Here is a 25,170-nt window from a genome sequence, read left to right as displayed (position 1 = left end):
TAATTAACAGATGTATGTTGGAGATATCTATAGCTCAACTACTTATTAATTCGAAGGCAAAAAACATTTTTATTAGAATAATTCATCCCCTGTATTAGACATTTTATAATTGCCCTGCTACAATCTCTTAGAGCTTTAAATCACTGACATATCGGTGTTTACAGCAACTAATGGCTATCTTTACAACTAAGGTTTCAATAAGGCAAACGGGGGCTATTTACAATGGGACAAACTAGCAAAGAAATTAAAAAACATTACAAAATGTACAAAAAGGGACGGACATGGCTATTTGCTGCAACCATCTCCACAATTATTGTTGGTGGGGGAACTATAACTGCTAACGCGGAGTCAGCAACGAGCACACCAGTGGTAAACGTCACATCTCAAACTAATCAAGCGCCCGCCTCGTCAATATCGCCAAACAATCAAAAACAACCGCTCAGCGCGGCGTCGAACGCAGCCAGTCAGGACTCTAAACAACAAGAATCACAGACGAGCGGTGTCTCCGTTACAGATAGCACTCCAAAGCCTCTACTAGCCCTGCCAACTAGTCAAGTGAACTCAGAGACGACGGTAAGCAGCCCGCATAGTCAATCTAATATCATGAGTACACAATCGGTGTCAGATGCAAGCCAAACAATCACTAAAACATCTAACGCCGCAAATGTAACTCCCAAAGCTAACTCATCGACAAATCAAAACTATGTTTCGTCAATTCAATCTAGAGCATTGCCTTTAGACTTCATTCAGACTACTGAAACCCCTAACTTGAATAACGTCACGAAAAATAATATTGATGATTTTTTTAACGTTAATGGCAACGCCAGCTATGACAAGACTAATGGCATAGTCACTCTAACTCCTAATCAAACAAATCAATCAGGAAACATCACGCTAAAAGACAAAATTAACATGGACGAAAGCTTCACATTGACTGGTCAAATTAGCCTAGGTGACAAAGCTCAACATGCCGGTGCCGATGGTATTTCTTTTGGGTTTCACGATGGTAATCCGGATGAAGTCGGCCTAAAGGGCGGAGCAATGGGACTTGGAGGGCTTTCTAACGCCTTTGGATGGAAAGCAGATACATACTGGAATCAGGCAGGAACTGCTGAGGACACTGGCTACTTTGAAGCTGACCCCACTAAATTTCGGGGTAATAGTGGAACCTCAGGTCATCATTACGACGGTGAAGGCTTACCTTTCGGCTCATTTGTCTACACTCAGAATAACAACAATGTTCAAGAAGTACTGAATTACACTGGCTCGGATGCACCGGCTCAAGAAATAAATAGTCCGGCAGGAAATGCGTTTGAACCTATTTCGTTTCAATATGACGGTCAAAGCAAAATAATGACACTAAACTTTGAGGGAAAAAAATGGACGAAAGATGTTTCTTCTTGGATTCATTCGAGTGCCGAAGCATTCTTTATAACCGCATCAACCGGTGGATCAGATAACTTACAACAATTCCTTTTAGACTTCTTTGTTTATTCGTCGGCAGCCACCGTTAATGTTAAATATGTCAACCAACAAGGTACTGAGCTCGCACAAGATACAGCTCAATATCCTGATGGTGCGTACACTGGAAAAACATACACAACTACACAAAAAGAAATCGCTAATTACAGCTTCATTAGGATGGGCGAGAAAAGTTTGGCAAAATCTGGTACATTAACAAAACCCGGTGACAATGGCACAGTTGTTTACGTGTATGCTCCTGCATACACGACAACATTCAAGAATGTGAAACAAGAAATTGACTACGTAGATCAAACCGGTGCTCAACTATCCCCTAAACATGACACCACTGTCACTTTTATTACTGTAAAAAATCCATTAGACACCACTACAACGACTTATTTTTCAAACGGGTCATATACTTCAGCAACGCTCAACGATAACGGGGTTCCTGAAGGCACAAACTGGACTAAAGGAACGGGAACAAACTTCGGTGAGGTCAAAAATCCCACTGTTTCAGGTTACTATGTTACGAGCAATAATGCTCCACTTAGCAATTTAACGGCTGTGGCACAACAATCTGTTGCCGTCAACGACAACGACCAACTTTTTACTGTGGTATACTCTCCAATCTTCTCAGTTGCTGACACAAAAACTGTTAACGAAACTATCAATTACATTGACGAAAATAATCAAATTGTCTCACCTCAATTTAAAGCACATCCCATTACTTTCATTACTATTGAGAATAATCAGAGTTCTACGCAAATCGTATATTATTCAAACACCCTGTCCACGCTGAAATTTGACATCGATACCGGCATTCCAAAGGGCGATTGGCACACGGGCACGCCTAACTTTATAAGTGTGGTAAATCCAATTATTAACGGACTTCATGTCGTCCATACAAATGCACTAAACTCTGATTTGGTTCAAGTAGCTACGCAAAATGTCACGGGCACAAGTCAAGATTTGGTTTTTACTATTGTTTATGCGAATGATGAGAGAACGTATCCCATCCAGCCTGAAATCCCGGTAACACCTTCCCACCCTAACACACCGGTACCACCATCATTGCCTCAAACTCCGCAAGACCAGTATGTACCATCAATTCCTTCCGAACCGGTAACATCATTTACACCATCAGTTCACCCTAAAACTTCCACTCAACCCTCAACGCCAACGGCTTCAGTAAACGAACCTGTTGTTCCAACCGAGCCAATGCCAAATGAACGCACACAGTCCAATCCCCCTATTTCAAACGAACTTTCATTTAGTCCGGAGACTGCACAGCAAAACATCGTCAATTCAGATGTTAGGCCTACTCACGGCAAAACGGCTGAGCCAATGATGAAGGACCACCGGATTTCAACAAAAGCCGCCATCCTGCCTGAAACAGATGAAGACAGTGATAAGCCCATGCGAACATTGGGCGCCAGCCTACTAGCTCTGATAGGTTCCGTATGGACACTAGGTCGCTATAAAAGAAGGCATTAAATAAAAGTTCCCCTACTCTAGGTGCATTGTGAAATGACCTGTAGTAGGGGAACTTTTTCATTAAAACTATCAGTGTTTTTTTACTGGTTCATTACCATTTCAAAAAAACAAATTTTAAAAATATGCGTCCCTGCACTAGATTACTTTTAAGGAAATTTAGTTATCTAAGGATGGAATGCTTTAAAATCACTAATATTATTTTTTTGAAAAGTCACTCAATTCAAAGGAGTCAACAATTAATGAGCAATTGTCATCACGAAATCACTAAGTGAGCTGAAGGGCGTCAATATTGATACCGAGCCGTGAAGGTGTTGTTAATCCGAGAGAACCATTCGGATTTACAACACGGACGGTCGTAAAGACCCGGGTTTCCACGGGGCTTTGCGGCGAGGTGAGAAACTCCGATCCTCAGGAGAGTCGAACCGGTCCCACGGTGAGCGTGTCAATATTGACAACCGTAAGCGGCAGTTAGATCCACATCCAAATTGATACAAAAGTTTGAAATCGCTCTAATGATAAATCCATGCACTTTCACCCACGAAGAAATATACTAGTGGCAGTTACTTTATTGTGTTGGAGGCAGAACTATGGACATTGACTTAATTGGAGCTGGACCCCGCGGACTGGTAGCCGCCGAACGCTTAATTGAATGGCAGCGTCAGACAAACCAGTATGACCACCTGAATTTAACATTTATCGATCCATATGGTATCGGCGGTCGGGTATGGCCAGTTGGTCAGCCCCACGAATTGCTCATGAATACGAATCCAGATTACATCACGCTGTTTACAGATGACAGTGTCCAAATGGAAGGTCCAATCGTCACCGGACCAAATTTATACGAATGGGCACATAAGCAGGCACCAGCCTTTCTGTTTAGTCACCAATTACCTAACCGAGCTGACCTACTTACCGAAGCAGCGGCGTTAGTGCACAACGGCTACGCATCCCGTAGCCTCTTTGGTGCTTATCAACTGTGGTTCTACGATTATCTACAACAACGTTTGCCCGAATCAGTTTCACTAATTCTCAGAAAAGAGCAGGTCCTGTCAATTCGTCATATCGAAACCACGAATCGCTACCTGTTAAAAACAGCTGTTGATCGTTTTCAAACGAACGCCGTCATCATGGCCCTTGGTCATTATGAGGATGCGCTGACCGATGAACAACAGTCGCTGTTGAACTTTGCAGACGAAAACGACTTGCACTACACGACGCCGACACAGCCACAAGAATATGATTTTACTAATTTAAAAGCCGGTGAAAACATCATTTTGCGCGGGTTGGGACTGAGTTTCTTCGATGCGGTGACGATGCTCACACAAGGTCGTGGCGGCCATTTCAATCAGGGCAAAGAAGGCGAACTCACCTATCAGCCATCTGGCATCGAGCCTCATATTATTGCCGGATCGCGCCGTGGTTTTCCCCTGCGAGCCAAGGGACGTAATGAAAAGGGTTATGGTGAACTGGATCGGCCACATTTTTTAACTCCAGATTGGTTCTCCCACTATCAAACGACCGGATCCTTAATTGGCTCTCGCTTTATCGAACAATTTCACCATGAGGCGGAGTACGTTTACTATCAACGTTTGCTTGCCTTAAAGTATCCACAGGTGGATGCTGATGAGTTCCTGCGTGAATTCGTTGCGGCCAAGGAACCATCAGCTATCGTCTTTCGCTCACCAATCGTCGAAAGCGACTATCTCAATTGGAACCAACTATTGAACCCGGCTGAATTTGTTACCAACAGCGACGATCCTAAAACCATGGCGAACTACTTGCAAACGGACGTCGAGGAAGCTCTTCTCGGTACTAAAACAGGTCCCCTAACTTCCGCACTCGAAATGTTTCGCGATTTACGTGATGTGGTTCGCAAGGTTGTTGACAACCAATTGTTACGACCAGAAGATTACCGCAACACCTTCCTCGGCCAATTTAACAACGAAAATTCATATCTGTCTGTTGGGCCACCCGAAACTCGCATTGCCGAATTGCGAGCGTTGATTCAAGCCGGTATTGTGACACTTCTCGGACCCAGCATGATGGCCGAAGCTGATTCGCAAACCCATCAGTTTGCCACGTGGTCAAAAGCAAAACCTGAGGATCGCTACGAAGCCAGTTGGCTAATTGAGGCCCGTCTACCTGCCGTGTCTGCCAGCCATACACTGAACCCACTAATTCAAAATCTGATCAAAGAAGGTCTGGCCCGACCAGAACGCGTTACCATGGAAGACGGAAGCACCTTTGAACCTGGTGGCGTTGATGTCGACATGAGTCGCAATGAACTCATCGATAGTAACGGTCAACATCGGACCGGTCTTTACTTTTGGGGTGTCCCGACAGAAGGCCGGCACTGGTTTACAACAGCCAGCCCACGGCCCGGAGTGAATGACAATCTCCTGCGAACCGCGGACGCCACCGTCGCTGATTTATTTCACACATTCACAGGTGTTCAATAATTTTTTGATTAAGGAAGCGTAACTCATTATGGCAACAACGTACATTACGGCAGCACAGTCACAAGCATTTGACGCATACACGATGAATCAAATTGGTATCCCTTCAATGGTTCTGATGGAACGGGCAGCGCTTGCTGTCGCCCATCAAATCGTAAACAGTACCAGTTTTGATTTAAACAATGTATTAGTGGTTGCAGGCACGGGTAACAACGGCGGTGATGGCGTGGCCGTTGCCAGATTGCTACACCTAAATCACATTCCAGTGACGATTTGGTTGCTCGGTAATCGTGACCATGCTTCTGAACAAACGCAACAACAGCTGACGATTGCCGATCATTACAACATCCCCGTTATCGCTGATCAACCTGACATGGCAAATTACACAACAGTCGTGGACGCTATCTTTGGCGTCGGTCTCTCACGTGACATTACTGGTAAGTTTGCTGACGTGGTCGATGCCATTAACGCCGCCAAGGCTAATGTGATGGCAGTTGACATGCCCACTGGCCTCGGTACAGACGACGGCCAAATAATGGGCACCGTTGTTGAAGCCACAGAAACAGTGACGATGAGTTATAACAAACTTGGTTTGGCAACCGATAACGGCCGTCGTTTTGGCGGCATTGTGACAGTTGCCGATATTGGCATTTACGACCCAGCAACACTGACTGAAAGGAAGTCTTGAATCATGGCAGAAAAGAATAAAACGCTAGATGATTTTGAAACGAACGTTCCTGAAGTAGCAAATTTGTTGGCTAACGACCGTGAGATGCAAACCTTTTTTAGAAAGCTGACCCCGGGATACCAACGTGAATGGGCGCGCTACATTTTCGATGTTAAATCGGAAACAACTAAAGAAGCCCACATTGCCACCATGAAAACAGTGTTCAAAGCTGGTTATAAATCCAAACGTGCATACGATCAACGTGAGGTTGAATAAAGAAAAGAAACTGGGACATAACGCCTCAATTCAATTTCTAATGAAACGTCAACAGGCAATTTTTCTTCAACCGCAAAGGGTCATGCGGATGAAGAAAAATTGCCGCAAACGCGGGACATAACACTGACTTTTGCTCATCTAACGCGAATAAGGCATTCATGGGAAAAACACCCATGAACGCCTTATTCGCGTTACCTGAGAAAGCCAAAACGTGTTATGTCCCGCTCTCTTTTAATTCAAAAACTATATTTTGTGATTATCTTTTTTGATTCGACTAACCGCATTGTGATAAACAATATCATCCTGCCGCTGACCGATTGCAACGATATCAATGATTGCAATCGTATCCTTCTCTTGACCAAACACGATTCGCAAGCCCATCTTGCGATTTTTCAATTTGCGATATCCTATGAGATCCCCTAGCAATGGTTGACCACAGTTAAGTCCTAAAATTTGAATTCTGGAGATTGCTTTATCAACAAAAACCTTTTGTGAGCCGTCAAGTTTTTGATAATCCCGTGCAGCATCCTTCAGATAACGAACACTAAATTTCTTTGCCATTATTACTCCCAACCATCATCTGGATCTAGTTGATCGGGAATACTATTTTTGGATACTTTATCGGCCGAAATTCTAGTGCCATCATCATTATTAATTGCTTCTCGTGCCTTTTCCTCGGCTTCAATATCTAAAAGCCTTTCTTGTGCTTCAACTAATTGTTGATACTGTTTCGGAGTTAAGGTCACGCTAACAGCTTTACCTCGATTTAACACATATACACCTGTGTTGAGATCGGCGGCCATTTTGGCAATTTTAGCTGGACTTTTTTTAACATCAGTCGTGCTGACGGTTGGAACATCCAAAATTTTCATAGTAGCCATCCTCCTTTTCTTTAGTTTATTATATCGCATCATTAAAAGTCTATAAATGAGCTTTAATTAGACCTTTTAAAATTTCTTTGAAGTAAAAAAAGATATCCAATGTATTGTTCATTGGATATCCTACTCTCGGCTCTTCTTATTTTACAGCTTCCGCAACGGCAGCATTGACCTTGGCTTGTTCAGCTTCAATCAGTGCAACCCGACTTTCGATAACCTTAGTATCCATTTGGATTTCGCGAGTTAAGCCAGGTGTGTTGAGTTTTGGTTCGAAGAAGGCTTTGAATTCAGCTAAGCGTTCTGGTGTCTTGAAGACATCAGCAGTTCGTGTGATAAATGTTGCAAATTCCATATCACCACCAACAGTCTTTTCAAGCCATGACCATTCGTCACGAATCCAGTCCCATGCAGCTTGCTGACCATCTTTATTCAGCAATAGTTCATAGTACCAACCGCGAAGGTCTTGTGGCTTAATGACATCAGCATTTTCAAACTGTGCAATGGTCTTTTTCACCAAAGCAGCGTCCTTAGTTGCTGTGATTCCTTCCAACAGAGATGTCTTGTAACTAGCGTCAGAAGTCTTCTGATAAGCTGTCAAGAACTTGTTGAAGAGTTCCTCACTACCAAACTCACGCATTTCATTGATCAAAATGTATGGACGTAAGGTTGCATTCAACGTTTCCAACTTGTCCGCATTGGCTTGGTATAAGTCGTGAGCAGCCGCAATTGAATCAGCATTTTTGGCAAACATTGAGGCACCCAAAACGATTGGCCGTGTCATCTGGTCATCATTGGACTCACCATCCTTGGCTTCCCAACCCAAACGAGCAACCTGCTTTGCACTCAGTTTGCCATACAATTGACGCAATTGCGTTTCTTCTGGTGTGTCAGGCAACGTAAATTTACGTAAGTTTCCTGCAACCGTGTATAAAGCAGTGTTGACGATTGTTGATTTACTGTCAGCAAACTGTGTCAGCAATGGCACGATTGCTGCATATGACAGTTGTCGACCATCGGCCAGCATCCGCATGTCTTGCAACAATTGCAACTCATCAATACTGTCTAACTCATCTTTATGAGCTAAAATATCCTGCATCAAGGTGTCATCGTATTCCACAATGAAGTGAGAGTTATTGCCAACGTTCAAACGGAATGGTTTTCCATTTGATTGACGTAAAGCATCGTAATCGCCTAAGACAATCTGCTTATCTTTCATGATGGTTGGTGTTTCTTTGAAGTTACCGTTCAACGGAATCTGCCATTCACGACCGGCATCCTTACCATCACCAACAAAGAATTGTTTCTGAGACAATGTCAGTTTGCCATCCACCACAGCGGCATTAACCACTGGATAACCTGGCTGTTCCAACCATGAGTTCATGACTGCGCCAACATCCATGCCAGAAGCTTCACCCAAGGCTGCCCATAAGTCAGCGCCAGTGGCATTGCCATAATGATGCGCGGCGAAGTAAGCCTTCAAGCCAGCGCGCAACTTATCATCACCAAGCAATGCACGTACCATAACCAGCATCCGCGCACCCTTAGCATAAACGATATCTGGGTCAAACAACGAATCAATTTCAGCTGGATTGTTAACCTGCACGTGAACAGGTTGAACACCATCCGTCGCGTCACGGTTCAACGCACCAGGAACGTCGGAAGTTTGGAACATTTCCCAAACGTGCCAATCTGGCTCTAAAGCATCGACAGCCACGTATTCCATCATGTTGGCAAAACTTTCGTTCAACCACAGATCGTCCCACCACTTCATGGTTACAAGGTCACCGAACCATTGATGGGCCAGTTCATGGGCAACAACGGTCGCAACCAGTTGTTTCATCCGTAATGAGGTGTTATTCGGATCCAACACCAGGTAAGCTTCACGGTATGTAACTAAGCCCCAGTTTTCCATCGCACCAGCCGAGAAATCAGGCAGTGCCAATTGCCATGAATGTGGTAGTGGATATGGTGTTTGATAGAAGTCTTCGTAGAATTCAATTGAGCGTTTGGCAATGTCCAACGCAAAGTCCAGTTCGTTAGCCTTGTGGGCCTTGGTTGCAAATACACCGACTTTCACGCCACTCTTCGTGGTTGTCTGCTTGCTTTGTAAATCACCAAAGGCAAAGGCAATCAGATATGTCGACATCCGTACAGTTGTGTCGAAGTAGTGCACGCCGTTTTCAGTGCGTACTTCTGGCATGTTAGCTAACACTGTTTCGCCAGGTTGTTCATCAAACTTCAATGCTAGGTCAAAGGTAGCTTTGGCTTCTGGTTCATCGACAGACGGGAACGCCTGGCGAGCAAACGTTGTTTCAAACTGAGTTCCGATGATTTGCTTCTTTTCACCGTTTAACTCGTAGTATGACGGGTAAATGCCCATCATGCTGTCCGTTAGTGGCGCCGAGTACTCAATCGCTACCGTCACTTCGCCGGTCTTAGGCAGCGTAATGTTAACTACCTCAGCAGCATCATCCGTCGTGAATGGAACGTCCTGACTGTCAACTTTAACGCTGGCAATGGTCATGCCCTTCTGGTTCACTTGAATGTCTGTGGTCTTGGCATCCCCGGTAATGGTAGATGTCCCACTAATTTTCTTCGTATCACGTTCAACATCAATAAATAAGTTGTAGTGACTTGGTTGAAATTTCTGATAAAGTCGTGTTATTTCGGCCATAATTTCCCCTCGATTACATTAGAATACTCTAATTATACGCCATTCCATTTGTCTTTTGTGGTCCAACTAGAATTACCGTTGCGCAATAATTTTGTTGGCTTCGCTTTCCAAACGGAATAAAGTGCCTTCTGGACTTTGCCGATAATCGTTAGCAAATGTGGCACTCATCGGCTTCACACGCCCAACCCGTTTGCCCATAATGTCTTCAATGACGAGATCTTCGCCATCCCAGAGCACATCATCATAGTGACCATCAAGCAAATAGTCGGCCCAATACTGCAACGTATCGTGAACAGCGTCTTTCATGACTTTCTCTTCAGTCACAACATCAGCACCATGACGTGTTTCGTTCAATTCTTGCACCTTTAAAACGACCTCATGCATGTTTTCTGGTATTTCTTGACTCATTTTTTCACCTCATTGATAAATCTACATATTAAAAATAACAAACCCAAACGTGCATGTGTGACTGCCACATAGTGGAAATCCATAGCAGTTAACGTCAGCTCTAATTATACCGTTTACCATCGCTTTCGCATAAAGGTTTGCACCACAACTTTGGACGATTGTGGTCGTCAAAATTGACTACAAACATTCATTTTATTTAATCCAAATCAAGCACTATTATGTGCCATGGCCTTAATATAAATACTGTAATTAAATCAAACTAACAAATTTATTGTCACACACCAATCCGGGCAAACACGCCTAAAGTACAAAAAACTGCGTAATTTCTAAAAATTTGGTAACCTTGCGTCGTAGTGAAAAAGATTTACTAACATGTGCTTAGCTTAGGAGGTTACACTTATGGCAAATATTGGTATTAACGGTTTTGGACGAATCGGCCGGGACTCCTTCCGGCGGATGTTGGCGCTTAACGATCCTGATTTAAACGTGGTCGCCATTAATGATTTGACGAGTCCAGCAATGCTGGCCTACTTACTTAAATACGACTCAACGTTTGGTATCTTTGACGCTGACGTAAGCTCCACAGATGATTCGTTGATCGTTAACGGTAAAAAAATTCGGGTATACGCTGAACGTAATGCCGCCCAAATTCCGTGGGTCGCAAACGACGGTGTTGACATCGTCCTTGAATGTACAGGCTTCTATACATCGAAAGAGAAGTCCCAAGCACATTTAGACGCTGGCGCCAAGAAAGTAGTCATTTCTGCACCAGCTGGGCCGATTAAGACACTTGTTGAAGGTGTTAACGATGATTTGATTGCCCATGATGACCAAATTGTTTCAGTCGGTTCCTGCACAACTAACGCCTTAGCACCGATGGCTTACTTCTTAAATAAGGAATTCGGCTTGGAAGTTGGCACAATCACCGCGATTCACGCTTTCACCAGCTCACAAAATCTACTCGACGGTCCTAAGGGCAAAAAATTCCGGCCAAACCGGACTGCATCGTCGAACACCATTCCTCATTCAACCGGTGCGGCTAGCGCAATTGGCTTGGTTATCCCCGAGCTTGAAGGCCGTCTAAACGGTCACGCACAACGGGTTGCTGTTATTGATGGTTCCATTTGTGAACTCGTTTCTATTTTGGACAAAAAGGTAACTGCTGACGAAGTCAACGCAGCCATCAAACCGTACACAGAAAACAATCCAGCATTTGGTTGGAACGAGGATGAAATCGTTTCTAGCGATATCATTGGCGACACCCACGGTGCAGTCTTTGACCCAACGCAAACGGAAGTCACTGGAAATGGAGACTTCCAAGTTGTTAAGACGCACACTTGGTTCGACAATGAATTCGGTTTTGTCTGCAACATGATTCGGATTCTGAAAAAAGAAGCTGTGGCTTAAATAACATTCATTAGTAAAAAGAAGAAGGAGACAAGCCTTTGATGATATCATCAGCTTGTTTCCTTCTTTTTTACAAAGTCTCATTAATCAATGACAACTAGGCTTCTTTTTCATTTTTGTTCGGATAAAGAACGTCTAAAATTTTTCTGCTACGTTCTCTTGCACCAGCCTGCATGTAGGCCTCTTTCTCTTCATCAGTAGCGCTATCTTCAAATTCATCTGAATTGTTATGATACTTTTCAACTAATTCACGCATAAACTTCTGATCTTTAGTTTCCATTGACTATTGCCTCCAGCCTGTCTCTCGAAATGTCATTTGGCAAGTGTTCTATCACAGCTTCCACGCCACGATAAATATGTTGTTGATGTCCCAAACCTGCATACATCTCTATCTCTATTCGATCTCCATATTTAGACAAAATCTGAGCGATATTTTGTGGAATATTGAGAAAACCATTAACAAATGCCGATTTAGGAACTTGGCGACCTGTTTTTATGGCCCGTTGAACGACAAACCGCCAATCAATTTCAGGTTCAAGGTAAGTATAGACTATCCTGACAGAATAATCATGATTCAACGCACGCTTAATATTACTGGCCGAGCTTTGAGAGTTGAATGTGCCTTCAAGAATAAACGACTGACTTTCATTTAAGGCTCTTCTGAATGCCCTATCCACTAACTTCGTCGCACCTTTCTGATAGTCAGACGCATTAGCACCATTATATTTCGGAAAAAGCTTTCTAAAATCATCAGCATCTATGTGCACAAAATCCTGCATCAATGGACCATAAATACTGTTGATTACTTCTGACTTTCCAGATCCTGGCGCTCCGGCCGTCAATATTGCCCACTTGTTTTTCTTCTGCCTAACACCTGAAAATATCGGATTTAAGAACTCGTCCTCATGTAAATCAGCGTATTCCCGCCAATGCTGTTTTAATTCATCCTCGCTCATGAAATGAATATCCTTCTCTTCCGCCATCGCTCCGAATCCTCCTACGACCTCGTAACGTAGTAACCAACATTTGACACCAACTGCCAAGAGAGCAAAAGGCATCATGCCCTCTATGCAACTAACATAGCAAAATGAATTCCAGAAGTAAATTAGGGACGCCTAGAAATTAAAAATGGATATTTTCGACTAATAATAAAAGCTTTATACACAAATTTTGTAATACTGACCATTTTTGATTGACCTCCACAAAGTTTTGTCCCCATAAGCAACAATCATTTTACGTGATCGCTGGTTCAAACAAAATAACCCACACGCTAGCAAACGCCAGTATGTGGGTCATTTTAAATCAATACAAAATTCTACAAGTTAATGTCAAAATCAAATGTCAGTTTGGAACGGTTCAATCCTTCAGTAACAAAGTGACCGATGATTGCCATTGTCTTGTCGCGCATGACATCAACGATGTGGTGGTTTTGCTCCGTCAGATAGGCTGTCAAAGCGTCGCCAGTCAAGCCCTTAGCCTGTGCCTCTTTATCAATTCCGTCAATTAAGCGACGTAACTCTTCACGACAGTCCTTAAGATAGTCAACATCGTCTTGGACGAAGTGACTATAGTGACTTTCTGTCAGCATGGAAACTGTCCGGTACATCCAGTAAGCATCCTTAACGTTGTAAGTCATGGATGTGTTGCTGTAACTAAGATCCGTATCCGTTGCGTTGGCATAGAATGGTAAATATGGCGTAAAGGCAGGAATACCGATACAAATCCACATAACGGCAGACAATGCTTCTGGCACATCGTTACGGATTTGCAAAACGTGACTTTGCTGTGTCCGGTTCAATGAAATTGCCCGGTAACGCAGCTTGTCTTCATCGGAACCATGACCGAGTGGATCATATTTCGTTTCGTTATAGTGTGAGCCTTCGATATATTCAACATCTTCAACGCTAATCAACCGGTTGGCATGATTAATGAATGGCAAATCACTGGATTCTGGATCCTGTTCGATTTCTGGGTTCAGGTAGCGTTGTGCAAACCAAACCCGTGGTGTGTTGTAGTAACGATCCTTTTCGGTATCCGTTCCAAAAATATGCCGGAAGTTCCAACCAGTCTTATCAGGGTTCAAATGATGTTCATCAACAAACTCACGAATACCGTCAGACCACATAAAGTTGTCCGGGTCATCGAAATCAATTTGTTCCTGACCAACCTGGTTAGCCGCAACAACATAGGCATCATCGGGAATTCGTGAAGCAACCCAGTGATGACCAGTAACGATTTCCATGTACCAAATATCGTTTTTATCAGCGAAGATAACCCCGTTACCTTCTGGTGAGCCGTACTTGGCAACCAACTTGCCTAAATACTCAACCCCTTCTTTAGCGGAGTTGATGAATGGCAGAACCATCGTTTGCATAGTGTCTTCGGCCATGCCATCAGGCAACAATGGGTCATAAGCTAAAACTTTTTCGTTGGCGTAAACACTTTCGGTAGCAGACATGGCAACATTCTTCTCATTGAAGCCACTTTCGTCGTAGATACCTTCACTTTGAACGTCCACGTTTGGCGTTGCTTGATAACGATAACCACTTTCTGGTAGTGGTGCCTTAAAACCATTCTGAGTAGATGCTAATTCCTCATGGCGCCCATTAGCAGCTGGTTTCATTTCAAACTTTTGTGGTGTGATTGGCAAGAATGTGTCGTCGTTACGCGCTACCATTACGGAGCCATCAACGGACGCTTTTTTCCCAACTAAAACGGTTGTACAAGCTTTATCCCATTTCATGTGTTTACTCAATCCTTCCAGTACATTTTCAATTACTTAACTGCCATTTTAACGCACCCGGTCAGGTTTCTACAACAGCGGACGGAACTAGAAAATTCTGTCATAAACATCAGTCTGCTATAATGATGGTAAATTCCGTTTATATTCTAGTATGGAGGATTATTTATGCAAAACTTTGTGTTTGATGTGGATGGTACACTGATTGATTCCGAAAAAATGTACATGTTGTCCATGCAGCGTGCACTAGCCGCTAGCGGCCGCCAATTCGATTATGACCAACTCTCCCCGACGTTTGGCACAACTGGCAAAATCGCCTTACAAGAAATTGGCATTCCTGACAACGAAATCGATGGATTGCTTGATACGTGGCAAACATACACAAAGGATACATATGATACCATGCGTGTCTACCCAGGAATAACGTCTGCACTTGCACAATTACATGAAAACCCGCGTCTAAAGACAGCCATCGTGACATCCAAGGCCGCACCAGAGTATCAGCGCGACCTTGTCGAAAACTTTCCCCTAGATCAATACATGGATGATCACGTTACCGCTGACGAAGTGGAACGCGGTAAACCAGCGCCAGACTCCCTGTTTGCCATCATTCATAAGATGAAACTCGATCCAACACAAACCATTTATGTTGGCGACACCATTTACGATCTACAGGCAGCCCACACCGCTGGCCTAGCGTTTGCCTTGGCTACTTGGGGCGGCCCCAAGGATCAAAAACTCATTCGTGACAGTGAAGAAGTGCTAGATAAACCACATGATTTACTTAATTTAATTTAGATATGAGATCAGTACCGTTCAATCCTGACATTCAGGAAATGGACGGTACTTTTGTTTTTGAAGACATCCGTTATGTTAGTTGCCAGTCGTCCATATTGATACCGAGCCGTGAAAGTGGTGTTAATTCGAGCGATCTTTTCGAATTTACATCACGGACGGTCGCATGGACTCGGAACTTCACGAGGCTGTGTGGCGCGGTGAAAGACTCTGGTTTCAGGAAGCTTTAACCGGTCCCACGGCGAGTGTGTCAATATTGACAACCGTAAGCGTCATCCTTGCTATAAAGATGAGCTTGAAACGACAACGAAGTCACATTTTTAAGCCAAAAATAAAAGGAAAGAGCCAAGGCATGTGAAAAATCACATTGCTTTGATTCTTTCCTTTTTCGAAGTAGAAATCACTCAATCCAAGCCCAAAACGCGCATATTAAATGTCAGGACTTGTGTTTCAAAATCACAGCCGTTTGCCACATACGTCCCCGATTTCAGCAACTCCCCACCATGCGACTGGTAAAATCCAAGTGCTGGAACGTTGCTGCTAAGACAATCAATGGTAAATGGTAGCAAACGTTCATTAAGCAGTTCCGCCCGTTTGCTATAAAACAACCGCGTCCCGATACCATGATGCTCTAATTTAGGATCAACATATAAGCCGTAAATTTCGCCTGGATAATCTGTCATCTCCGGATGTGAGCGTTGCGGTCCACCGGTAATGAAGCCTAACAAACGCCCGCTGTGTTCATCAATGGCAACTAACGTGCGGTCTGACTGATAAATCTTTTCCCACAGAGCCAAACGGTCTGGATATGAATGCTGATCGATCACTTTGCGTGGCAACAAGCCTGAGTATGTTTGTTGCCAACTGTCAACGTGAATTCTGGCAATTACCGGAACATCACTGGCCCGTGCTAACCGAATTTCCACGTTGCGTCGCCCCCTCAAATATTACTTACACTTTAAGTATCGAACGCAATGTGTAAAACCGTCAATTGAAAACTATTATAAACAGGAAACTTTTATCGTAACCCAACCAAGGTTGCAAAAATCGGCACTACTAGATCAACTACAATGCCAATAATAACCACCGCAATGGCCCCCATCGAGCCTTCGATGGTGCCTAACTCCAAAGCAAACGCCGACCCAATGGTGTGACCAGAAGTTCCTAATCCCAAACCAGTACCGATTGGATCTGACTTTAAACGGAAAACTTTAACGAGCCAGTTACCCAGCGCGTAAATGATTACGGCATTTAAGATACATGCCATCGCTGTAACTGCCGCGTTACCGCCAATAGCTGTCGAGATTGGTAACGCAATCGCGGTTGTTGCAGCTTGTGGCAACATGGATGCCAGACCAACTTTGCTGAGACCAAATCCTTTGGCAACTAAGAAAATCAACGATAGTGCAATGAAGACACCAACAATCAATGATAATAAAATTTCCAGCCAGAACTTTTTCACGATGTCGTTACGCTTGTATAGCGGAATCGCAAAGGCTATCGTCGCTGGATTCAAGAACCAGAAAATGATATCACCGCCGGGTTTGTAAGCTTGCGTATAAAAAGCAGCAGTGTCCATCCCTAGCCACTTTGCAAGAATTGCTAACGCCAAAATACCCATTACCATACCAACAAATAATGGCTGAAATAAAAAGAAACCGTTTGAAATTTTAAATAACCACTGACCCAATAAATAAACAGCAATTGATAATACGATACCAAAGAACGGTGTCACAAAATAAGCAAGTGGTCCCTTAATGACTGGTGCAGCTGCACCTAAAATGAATGTACTTGTCATGTTCGCCACCTACCTTTCATCCTTGGTATCCGCATCCACCTGCGCATCCTTGTGCAAAACATGCACGCGGAGCCAAATAAAGAAGCGGGTACAATAGGCGACGGAAACCAGTAAAATCACGGTTGAGATAATGATAACTAAGATTAACTTCCAGCCTTCGTTTTCCAAAATATTGAGCGTTCCTGCCAGCTGGATTCCAGAAGGCACAAACAGAAATCCAATAATACTAATTAAAAAAGCGCCTAAGTCCTCGACCCACTCTACCTTAATAATGTGTAGGGTTAAGGCCAGATACATGAGAACTAATCCCACAACTGGTGTCGGTAGCGGAAATTTAGGAAACGTCTTGTTACCCCACTCGGAAATAAGCCACGATATAACCAGAATTGTTGCGTAGATCCCAATTTGAATCAAAATTGGTGCACGGTTCGATGTCTTCTGTGGATGCTTACCATGTGTTGCCATCTTTAATCGCCTCCAAAAAGTTTACCTATGCTTGTGAACAAAACTCTTCTTGAGCAAAATTATAACGGATTATTTATGCTATGAACACCAATACCGTAGCTATTGTAACCGTTTTCTTAGAGGACGACACAATCGTTAAGTTTGTTCACAAAGTAAGTCTTTTTGGTAGTAATGTTGGTGTTTTGGCGCATAAAAAACGTCACCAACATATTCGTTTGGCGACGTTCATAAAATCATTTTAAATTAACCGAGACCAACTAAGGCAGCGAAGATTGGCACAACGATATCGATAACGATACTGATGATAACCACCGCAATGGCAGCCATAGAGCCTTGAGTGGAACCTAACTGTAAAGCAAATGCTGAACCAACGGTGTGTCCGGAAGTCCCTAAACCAAGCCCAGTCCCAATTGGATCTGAGTTCAAACGGAAGACTTTAACAAGCCAGCCACCCAATGCGTAAATAATAACCGCATTCAGGATACATGCCATCGCCGTTACGGCAGCGTTACCACCGACAGCTGTTGAAATTGGTAACGCAATCGCAGTCGTTGCAGCTTGTGGCAACATGGACGCAATCCCGACGTTGCTGAGACCGAATAGTTTGGAAATACCGAAGATGACAAACAGTGAGACGAATGCCCCAACAATCAGTGACAACAGAATTTCCAACCAGAACTTTTTGACAATATCGTTACGTTTGTACAACGGAACGGCAAACGCAATCGTTGCTGGGTTTAAGAACCAGAAGATAATGTCACCACCGGGCTTGTAAGCCGTGGTGTAGAACTTAGCTGTGTCCATGCCCAACATTTTGGCCATGATAACCAACACGATGATCCCAAGGACCATCCCAACAAATAATGGCTGAAATAAGAAGAACCCGTTAAATTTCTTGAATAACCATTGGCCCAATAAATATACAGCGATGGACAAGAAGATTCCGAAGAATGGTGTCGCAAAGTAAGCCAGTGGTCCTTTAATGACCGGTGCCGCAGCAGCCGCTAAAATTGAAACCGACATAAAGCAATCCTCCTTTTACTTTTGATCATCCTGATTAACAGTTGCATCGCCGTGGAACCAGTGAACCCGGATCCAGATAAAGAGCCGCGCGGTGTAAGCCACAACAACCAGCAATACGATAGTGGATAGAATAATAACAATAACTAACTTCCAGCCTTCGTTTTGAAGGATACCAAGCGTACCTGCTAATTGAATACCAGAAGGAACAAAAAGGAAACCAATGAGACTGATCATAAAGCTACCGAAGGAATCAACCCACTCTACTTTAATAATTTTGAACGTCAATGCTAAGTAGAGTAATACCAGCCCAATAACCGGCGTTGGTAATGGGAACTTTGGAAAAGTCTTTGCAACAAACTCAGAAATGAGCCAGGAAATAAATAGTACCGTGGCATAAATACCGATTTGAACCAGAATGGGCGCATCTTTTTTAGTTGATGTCGCCGTCTTAGATTTATTATTTTCTGCCATGACAAACGTCCTTTCCAATATTGTGAATAGTGTCACTAGTGACGGCAAAGATTGCCGTACCAGCACTTTCTAACAGTTAAAGTGTAGTCGCCAATTCACAAAAAAACGTGATTCACTTGTCAAACGCACATTTTTCCAGCTGAAATACCCTGCTCGGGAAGTGATTTACTACCAGACATTTGTTAACTTACTTCACTAAGTTCACGATTGTTCAATCCAAGCTCATACACCTGTTTTGGGTAAACAAAAAAGCACTCGTCTAGTTGCGAATGCTTTGAAAATAACAGTTTTTATGCCGTTCCATTGACCAGAAACGCCGTTCCATGGGGACCGGTCTCAGCCTCCAAAACCAGGAGTCTTTAACCTTGATTATGAGCCGAAGTACACGTCTCATAAGTCATCCCGCAACACTAAGCGGCCAAGTTCCCGCCGCTAAATGTTGCCGACACGGAACTATGTTTCTAGTCAACTCCACTACTGTAACAGGCAAACATTTTGCCACCATCTTACTGTTAGATATTAAAAGATATGCATATGAAGCTAACTACTATATAGCATAGCTGGAGGGCGTCAACATTGATACCGAGCCGTGAAGGTGTTGTTAATCCGAATGCTTCTCTCGGATTTACAACACGGACGGTCGCATAGACTCGGAACTTCACGAGGCTGTGCGGCGAGGTGAAAGACTCCGAACTTGGGAGGCTCGAACCGGTCCCAAGGCGAGCGTGTCAATGTTGACAACCGCAAGTGGCATACAGAATGCTTACATATTCAATCGATCTTTCATCGACTTAACAAAGGAACGGCTGACCGGCACCTTGTCGCCGTTGGTCAGCTTAATTTGATAGGTGTGGTTAAACCACGGTTCGACCTCAGAAATGGCGGTGATATTAACGACAATACTGCGATGTACCTGCATAAACTGATCTTCAGACAATCGTGTCATCAGCCAGCTTAACGTCTGGTGCGTGTGGAAGCGACCCTCATTGGTCGTCAATATTAGCTCACCATTTTCAACGAAGCCAGCGAGAATGTCCCCCTGCTTAAGAACACGTGTCTTTTCGTTTTCGGTTATTGAAATCATCCCCAGTTGCTTACGCGGCTTGGTTTTGGCAACTGGATTGGCTTCTTCACGAAGCTGAAGCACCTCGTCAACTCTTGATAACGCCTGATTGATTCGTTGTTGCTCAAATGGTTTAAGCACGTAATCGACCGCATTGATGTTAAATGCACGAACCGCATAATCATCATAGGCAGTTGCCACGACCACTAACGGTGGATTCGCTAACTGATCAAGTTTGTTCGCCAAATCAAAACCGTTTTCGTTGTTCAAAGAAATATCGAGAAAAACGAGGTCACTGGGAGTAGTTAATAATTGTGTCAACGCCTGGCTAATTGATTCTGCTTGAGACACCTGATCAACCAGTGAATTCTGCTTAAGCAAGTATTCTAGCTCGTTACGCGCGAGCGGTTCATCATCAACGATTAAGACTTTCATGAATTGCCTCCTGCTTATTTGGAATTGTTAAACTTACCGTCGTGCCAGTCGAAGATGTTTTAAAATGTAGCTGACTGTTTGGACCATAAAGCCCCACCAGCCGCGCATTCAAGTTTTCCAACGCTGTACCACTACCATTCGTAGAAGTTACCACTTGATGACCAAGTTGCGGTAAAACATCTTGGTCAATCCCGAAACCATTATCGCTGACACTAATCTCAGTCGCATAGCGCTGGGCTTCAACTTTTACCCACACCCGATTACCGTATCGTCGATCATCAAACGCATGTCGAATCGCGTTTTCAACCAACACTTGAATGGTAAACGGTGGAATCAATACTTCATCATCCGATGGCGTATCAAACGTAATATCGTATTTATCTGGAAATCGCGTTTGTTCCAGCGATAGGTATGCATCAACATGTTCGCGTTCCTGCCGCAATGGTATTTCCGTTTGACGGACACCTTGCAGGTTTGTTCGGAAGTACGTCGATAATTGCAATAACAGAGTGCGTGCCTTGTCAGCATCCGTTCGCATCAACGCAGATATCGTATTGATTGCATTAAAGAAGAAGTGAGGATTGACTTGAGCTTGTAAGGACTTAATTTCGGCATCCTTGACGAGCTTAGATTGTTCCTCAGCAGCCCCTAATGCCAACTGGCTAGAAAAAATTGAGGCTAGCCCCGTTGCCAACTGTTCCTCAACCGGCGTTAAATCTTTCGGATTGGTAAAGTACATCTTCAGCGTACCCACAACGTGGTTTTGGACGACTAGTGGAATCACCACTGCGGCCGCCAACGGACATCCTGGATGCGGACAGCCAATTTCGGCCTTAGAATGAGCAATTCGCATCTGACCGGTCGCAATGACCCGTTTGGATAAATCTGTCTTGATTTCTTTTTCGGGAATATGGTGGTCACTCCCCGGCCCCACATGAGCCAAAACATCCGTCGTATCCGTAATGCCGATTGCATCAAAGTTCGTATACTTACGAATGATGCTTGCGACCTGTTGTGCATTGGCTTCGGTTAAACCGGAACTAAAAAATGGCAATGTCCGGTCTGCCAGTTCCAACACATCGTGCGTTTGCACGGCCCGCAACTGCTCTTCCTGCCTAATGTAAGCTGAAATGACTGACATAAAGATAGCCGTTCCGGCACTATTTAAAATCATCATGGGGAAAAAGATGAGTTTTACTAAACTGAATCCAGAGGCACTAAAAATGAAAATAAAAAGCATCTGGACTGATTCCATCATCAACCCAATCAGTGCCGACGTCGTCATGCTTGGATATCTGCTCTCGTTGAGATAACGTTTGCCAATCATCCCAGAAAGAAAACCAACAATAATCGAACTGAAAATATAAAACAGATCGGATCCGTTTCCCTGAATCACACGGTGCACACCGGCAATCAACCCAACCACCGTTCCGACCAGTGGCCCACCAACTAAGCCGGACACCGTAATCGCTAAGGTTCTCGTGTTAGCGATTGAATCAGTAGCTGGTAGACCAGTTAGCCAAGTTGTTGACACCAACGTGTTGTGGGAAGTAATTTCAACCCCCGTTAAGTTTGAAATAATCGCAAAAACAGCGAAAATGAGAATCAACATTCCCTTCGCTGTCCATGTATCGTCAGCCTTTACTAATTGTCTGAAATAACTGACATTCACCAAAAGAAAGGCGAGGATAATGATCAGTCCAACCCGCTGCATCAGTAACAAAAATAGCGTTAACATGATTTCTCCTTGTCTCTTAAACCTTCATCATTATTGTTACTCATTTGTGTCCCATTAAATTATACCCGCGCAAAAACTTGTGAAACAGAGGCAACTTTAAAAACGTTTGTGTGTCGGGCTTAAAGAGCATATATTAATATTATTCGATTGGTGGTGAGCAAATTGACTCAAAGTACTCCAAAAAATCCGGCAAGTGTGCAGGCTCTTTTCACCCGCATCGCGCCGGATTATGACCGCATGAACAACATTATTTCCCTCGGGTTACAACACACATGGCGGCGATATGCCATGCGCCAAGCCCACTTTTTACCTGGCGACACGGTCCTCGACTTATGTTGTGGGACAGGTGATTGGACGGTTTCGATAGCCAATAGCATTGGCCGCAATGGTCAAGTCATTGGTGTTGACTTCAGTCAGGCAATGGTTAAGCTGGCTCAACAAAAAATTGCCGATAATAATTTAACGAATGAGGCGACCGTTTCTTTTGGTGACGCACTTCACTTGCCCTTTCCCGACAACAGCTTTGACCTGATTACAATCGGTTTTGGTATGCGTAATTTAGCAGACTTAAACGCCGGTTTAACGGAGATGCTACGCGTCTTACGTCCTGGTGGTCAGCTCGTGTGCTTGGAAAGTTCTCAACCAACCGCGCCAATTATCAAGCCCGTTTGGCAATGGTATTTCGGCACCGTCATGCCGTGGTTAGGGGCCGTATTTGCCCATGCTCATGATGACTACGATTATCTTCAGCGGACTACTCAGGCATTTGCCAATTATCAAACGTTGGCCGAAGCATTTGAGACAGCCGGCTTTGAAGAGGTCCATTACCGTCGCTTTACGTTTGGCGCGGCGGCTTGTCATACTGGAATCAAACCAACTAAGTAGTCGTTTACTAATGTGACAAATTTCGTTAAACTGAAGCCATTGTATTAATAGAAAGGATGGCGCTCGTGTCAGAAGATCGGTATTATCAGCCCAAAGATAGCAAGGATGCAATGCGGTACATTGAACGGTTATTCAACCGTTACAAGGATGCCCCGATTACGCAAGAACTCGTTGATTATAATCACAATTTAACGGCTGCCTTACGCAGTGATATTGCTCAAGCAGCCTTGGCTGAAAATGCACCACAACGTCATGACGCGGCCATCAACATGGCAGATGAAATGGACAAGTGGGCCCGTACGCGAGCAGCTGGGCAGCCATTTCACGGACAGTTAAAACACTTCAAGTTCGTCGGCGAAGCGGCAACGCCACGGTTCAAAGCACATACAGTCAAAAACCATCAACGTGGCAATTTGCGGGCGTCACGCCATTAACGTATTCACATAAAAATCCTGTCGATTAGTTCTCACTAATTAACAGGATTTTTTGATTATCGATTTTTGTGAAAATGATTGCGATTTCGCCCGCTTTCGGTTGTCCATTTTTGAACCCTGCTGTGGGGACCGGATTAAGCCTGAAAAGCACAGTCTTATTCCTCGACTTCAAGCCGCACAACCCACGTCTTGAAGCTCGTCCCGTGCTGTAAATTCGGCAAAAGCAACCGAATTAACACCACCGACACAGCAGGATTCAACACTACCAACCTACAGCTTCTTAAACATTTCCTTTCAGCATCATCAAGCAAGATTCTTAACGAAGGAGCGAATCGGCAAATCACGGCCAGTTGACTATACAATTTAGACGAACCATAGCTAAAAACAGCAATGCATCATCGTCTAAACCAAGGAAGAGATACTTGAAACTTCTATGTGAGCCGAAGGGCGGCAGCATTGATACCGATCCGTGAAAGTAACGTTAATTCGGTAGTTTTCCCGAATTTAGGTTACGGACGGTCGTTAAGACTCGGCACTCCACGAGGCTTGACGACGAGGTGAAAGACCGTGAACTTCGGGCTTGAGCCGGTCCCTCGGCGAGTGTGTCAATGCTGCCAACCGTAGGTGTACGCGCAATGACTAACTTAATTGTAAGATTAAGGTTTACTACCTGGTTTGCCAAAGAGCAAGTTGGTGACTAGCTTGTAGCTACGAATTGTGGTGTGAATTTGGTGATGATTGGTATTGTTCATCAAAATCTCGTGATACTGCGGCACAATGCCGCGAACAAGGTAGCGCAAAGCCTGTGCCTGCACAATAGGCACTGAATTGTCCGTATCTTCGCCATTAGCGGAACCATAAACATTAAAGATTTGTGCCTGACTATTGGCCCACAAATTGTTGCGATCTGCGATCAACTGACGATAACTGTGTGATGAACGTTTAGGCTTTCCGCTAGGCAAAACATCTTTAGGCCGATCAATACTTTCATCGACCGGTGCACTCAACAATACCATCTTATGCAACTTTGGCAATCGCTTATCGTTACCATAGCGGATCAGTTGAGTAACCATCGCACTACCGCCCCATGAATGGCCAACGGCATTGTATTCGTTAACGTGATAACGACGTTTGAGCAACATCAGAATTTGATTGAGCCACTTTGCCTGTGGTTGATAACTATTCCCTAGATTGCGGTCAAACGTAACTTGAATGAGCGGATTAATATCCGTTTTTTTAAGGTGACCGATCACGTGAATGCGGCCAAAGAAGTCGACATTGATTCGCATCACTTTGCCTGCAGTACGTTCACCCTGCATATAACCGATCATAGCGTTAAACGAGTTAGCCGAAGTGGCCCAGCCAGGCATGAAGATGGTCGGCGTGTGCGTTTGGATAACACTCTTGTTAACTTCGCTACTCTCCAGTGGTTCGGCAGTCACGCCAATGCTGGTTACTTTATGGAACAACACAAAACTTGCGCCCAGCATTAAAACGAGCGCACTGGTAATTGTCCAAATCCGTCGGTGCACGTGCAAACCTCCCCATCGCTGATGTTTCCCACTCAGCCGTTTATTTCTAATTAACTTTAACGCTTTC

General features: G+C 44.0%; 23 protein-coding genes. 8 read left to right on the top strand and 15 right to left on the bottom strand.

Translation table 11 applies throughout. From position 1 onward, the window contains the following. Nucleotides 1-222 precede the first annotated feature (222 nt). From LROSL1_RS02275 to LROSL1_RS02260, 4 genes are all read left to right on the top strand, one after another. Complete coding sequence (locus LROSL1_RS02275; protein ID WP_178913600.1) at nt 223-2,958, top strand: lectin-like domain-containing protein; 2,736 nt, start codon at nt 223-225, stop codon at nt 2,956-2,958. A gap of 587 nt (nt 2,959-3,545) precedes the next feature. After that, nucleotides 3,546-5,417, top strand: a complete 1,872-nt coding sequence (locus LROSL1_RS02270; protein WP_178913599.1) for an FAD/NAD(P)-binding protein — start codon at nt 3,546-3,548, stop codon at nt 5,415-5,417. Nucleotides 5,418-5,445: 28 nt separating this feature from the next. Next, nucleotides 5,446-6,102 (top strand): NAD(P)H-hydrate epimerase, encoded by a 657-nt coding sequence (locus LROSL1_RS02265; protein WP_178913598.1) that lies wholly within the window; start codon nt 5,446-5,448, stop codon nt 6,100-6,102. Nucleotides 6,103-6,105: 3 nt separating this feature from the next. Then, nucleotides 6,106-6,357, top strand: a complete 252-nt coding sequence (locus tag LROSL1_RS02260; RefSeq protein ID WP_017260761.1) for a YdeI/OmpD-associated family protein — start codon at nt 6,106-6,108, stop codon at nt 6,355-6,357. A gap of 243 nt (nt 6,358-6,600) precedes the next feature. Here LROSL1_RS02260 and LROSL1_RS02255 read toward each other — a convergent pair whose 3' ends face one another. The 4 genes from LROSL1_RS02255 to LROSL1_RS02240 all read right to left on the bottom strand — a co-directional run bounded on the left by LROSL1_RS02255 (nt 6,601) and on the right by LROSL1_RS02240 (nt 10,317). Then, complete coding sequence (locus LROSL1_RS02255) at nt 6,601-6,918, bottom strand: addiction module toxin RelE (protein ID WP_178913597.1); 318 nt, start codon at nt 6,916-6,918, stop codon at nt 6,601-6,603. Nucleotides 6,919-6,920: 2 nt separating this feature from the next. Then, nucleotides 6,921-7,229 carry a type II toxin-antitoxin system Phd/YefM family antitoxin gene (locus LROSL1_RS02250; RefSeq protein ID WP_017260759.1) on the bottom strand — a complete coding sequence of 103 codons (309 nt, stop codon included), beginning with the start codon at nt 7,227-7,229 and terminating at the stop codon, nt 6,921-6,923. Between the two features lie 145 nt (nt 7,230-7,374). Further along, a complete protein-coding gene (locus tag LROSL1_RS02245) occupies nt 7,375-9,909 on the bottom strand; it encodes a M1 family metallopeptidase (RefSeq protein WP_178913596.1) in 2,535 nt (844 codons plus the stop codon). Between the two features lie 72 nt (nt 9,910-9,981). Further along, a complete protein-coding gene (locus LROSL1_RS02240; protein ID WP_017260757.1) occupies nt 9,982-10,317 on the bottom strand; it encodes a hypothetical protein in 336 nt (111 codons plus the stop codon). A gap of 399 nt (nt 10,318-10,716) precedes the next feature. Here LROSL1_RS02240 and gap point away from each other — a divergent pair, with 399 nt between their 5' ends. Then, nucleotides 10,717-11,724: a type I glyceraldehyde-3-phosphate dehydrogenase gene (gene gap / locus LROSL1_RS02235; RefSeq protein ID WP_178913595.1), complete on the top strand. Its 1,008-nt coding sequence runs from the start codon at nt 10,717-10,719 to the stop codon at nt 11,722-11,724. Between the two features lie 97 nt (nt 11,725-11,821). On the opposite strand, the gene LROSL1_RS02230 is transcribed toward gap, so the two are convergent. The 3 genes from LROSL1_RS02230 to LROSL1_RS02220 all read right to left on the bottom strand — a co-directional run bounded on the left by LROSL1_RS02230 (nt 11,822) and on the right by LROSL1_RS02220 (nt 14,467). Next, the gene (locus tag LROSL1_RS02230) at nt 11,822-12,004 is read right to left on the bottom strand and encodes a hypothetical protein (protein WP_178913594.1); all 183 of its coding nucleotides are present in this window, start codon (nt 12,002-12,004) and stop codon (nt 11,822-11,824) included. Continuing rightward, complete coding sequence (locus LROSL1_RS02225; protein ID WP_178913593.1) at nt 11,994-12,707, bottom strand: zeta toxin family protein; 714 nt, start codon at nt 12,705-12,707, stop codon at nt 11,994-11,996. The genes LROSL1_RS02230 and LROSL1_RS02225 overlap by 11 nt, the downstream gene beginning before the upstream one ends. 332 nt (nt 12,708-13,039) lie before the next feature. Further along, on the bottom strand, nt 13,040-14,467 hold the full coding sequence (locus LROSL1_RS02220; protein WP_178913592.1) for a C69 family dipeptidase: 1,428 nt from the start codon (nt 14,465-14,467) through the stop codon (nt 13,040-13,042). A gap of 165 nt (nt 14,468-14,632) precedes the next feature. Here LROSL1_RS02220 and LROSL1_RS02215 point away from each other — a divergent pair, with 165 nt between their 5' ends. Further along, nucleotides 14,633-15,262, top strand: a complete 630-nt coding sequence (locus LROSL1_RS02215) for an HAD family hydrolase (RefSeq protein WP_017260752.1) — start codon at nt 14,633-14,635, stop codon at nt 15,260-15,262. 401 nt (nt 15,263-15,663) lie between these two features. On the opposite strand, the gene LROSL1_RS02210 is transcribed toward LROSL1_RS02215, so the two are convergent. From LROSL1_RS02210 to LROSL1_RS02180, 7 genes are all read right to left on the bottom strand, one after another. Continuing rightward, nucleotides 15,664-16,185 (bottom strand): GNAT family N-acetyltransferase, encoded by a 522-nt coding sequence (locus LROSL1_RS02210; protein WP_017260751.1) that lies wholly within the window; start codon nt 16,183-16,185, stop codon nt 15,664-15,666. Nucleotides 16,186-16,277: 92 nt separating this feature from the next. Further along, the gene (gene lrgB / locus LROSL1_RS02205; protein ID WP_017260750.1) at nt 16,278-17,057 is read right to left on the bottom strand and encodes an antiholin-like protein LrgB; all 780 of its coding nucleotides are present in this window, start codon (nt 17,055-17,057) and stop codon (nt 16,278-16,280) included. A 9-nt stretch (nt 17,058-17,066) separates the two neighbouring features. Continuing rightward, nucleotides 17,067-17,522, bottom strand: a complete 456-nt coding sequence (locus tag LROSL1_RS02200) for a CidA/LrgA family protein (RefSeq protein WP_178913591.1) — start codon at nt 17,520-17,522, stop codon at nt 17,067-17,069. Nucleotides 17,523-17,765: 243 nt separating this feature from the next. Continuing rightward, nucleotides 17,766-18,545, bottom strand: a complete 780-nt coding sequence (lrgB, locus tag LROSL1_RS02195) for an antiholin-like protein LrgB (protein WP_178913590.1) — start codon at nt 18,543-18,545, stop codon at nt 17,766-17,768. A gap of 15 nt (nt 18,546-18,560) precedes the next feature. Next, a complete protein-coding gene (locus LROSL1_RS02190; protein ID WP_017260747.1) occupies nt 18,561-19,016 on the bottom strand; it encodes a CidA/LrgA family protein in 456 nt (151 codons plus the stop codon). Nucleotides 19,017-19,779: 763 nt separating this feature from the next. Beyond that, entirely contained in the window at nt 19,780-20,514 is a 735-nt protein-coding gene (locus LROSL1_RS02185) for a LytTR family transcriptional regulator DNA-binding domain-containing protein (protein WP_178913589.1), read from the bottom strand. Beyond that, nucleotides 20,495-22,252, bottom strand: a complete 1,758-nt coding sequence (locus tag LROSL1_RS02180; RefSeq protein ID WP_017260745.1) for a sensor histidine kinase — start codon at nt 22,250-22,252, stop codon at nt 20,495-20,497. Before LROSL1_RS02180 ends, LROSL1_RS02185 begins: the two co-directional genes overlap by 20 nt. A gap of 162 nt (nt 22,253-22,414) precedes the next feature. Between LROSL1_RS02180 and LROSL1_RS02175 the strand changes: the two genes are divergently transcribed. Next, nucleotides 22,415-23,137 carry a demethylmenaquinone methyltransferase gene (locus LROSL1_RS02175; protein WP_178913588.1) on the top strand — a complete coding sequence of 241 codons (723 nt, stop codon included), beginning with the start codon at nt 22,415-22,417 and terminating at the stop codon, nt 23,135-23,137. A gap of 56 nt (nt 23,138-23,193) precedes the next feature. Then, nucleotides 23,194-23,571 carry a hypothetical protein gene (locus LROSL1_RS02170; RefSeq protein WP_035143922.1) on the top strand — a complete coding sequence of 126 codons (378 nt, stop codon included), beginning with the start codon at nt 23,194-23,196 and terminating at the stop codon, nt 23,569-23,571. 656 nt (nt 23,572-24,227) lie between these two features. On the opposite strand, the gene LROSL1_RS02165 is transcribed toward LROSL1_RS02170, so the two are convergent. Further along, on the bottom strand, nt 24,228-25,103 hold the full coding sequence (locus LROSL1_RS02165; protein ID WP_017260741.1) for an alpha/beta hydrolase: 876 nt from the start codon (nt 25,101-25,103) through the stop codon (nt 24,228-24,230). Nucleotides 25,104-25,170: the final 67 nt, after the last annotated feature.

Origin of the sequence: Furfurilactobacillus rossiae, assembly GCF_013394005.1 — a bacterium.
Lineage (GTDB): Bacteria > Bacillota > Bacilli > Lactobacillales > Lactobacillaceae > Furfurilactobacillus > Furfurilactobacillus rossiae.
Note: the sequence above shows the minus strand (reverse complement) of the source record. Positions and strands in the feature narration are given on the sequence as shown.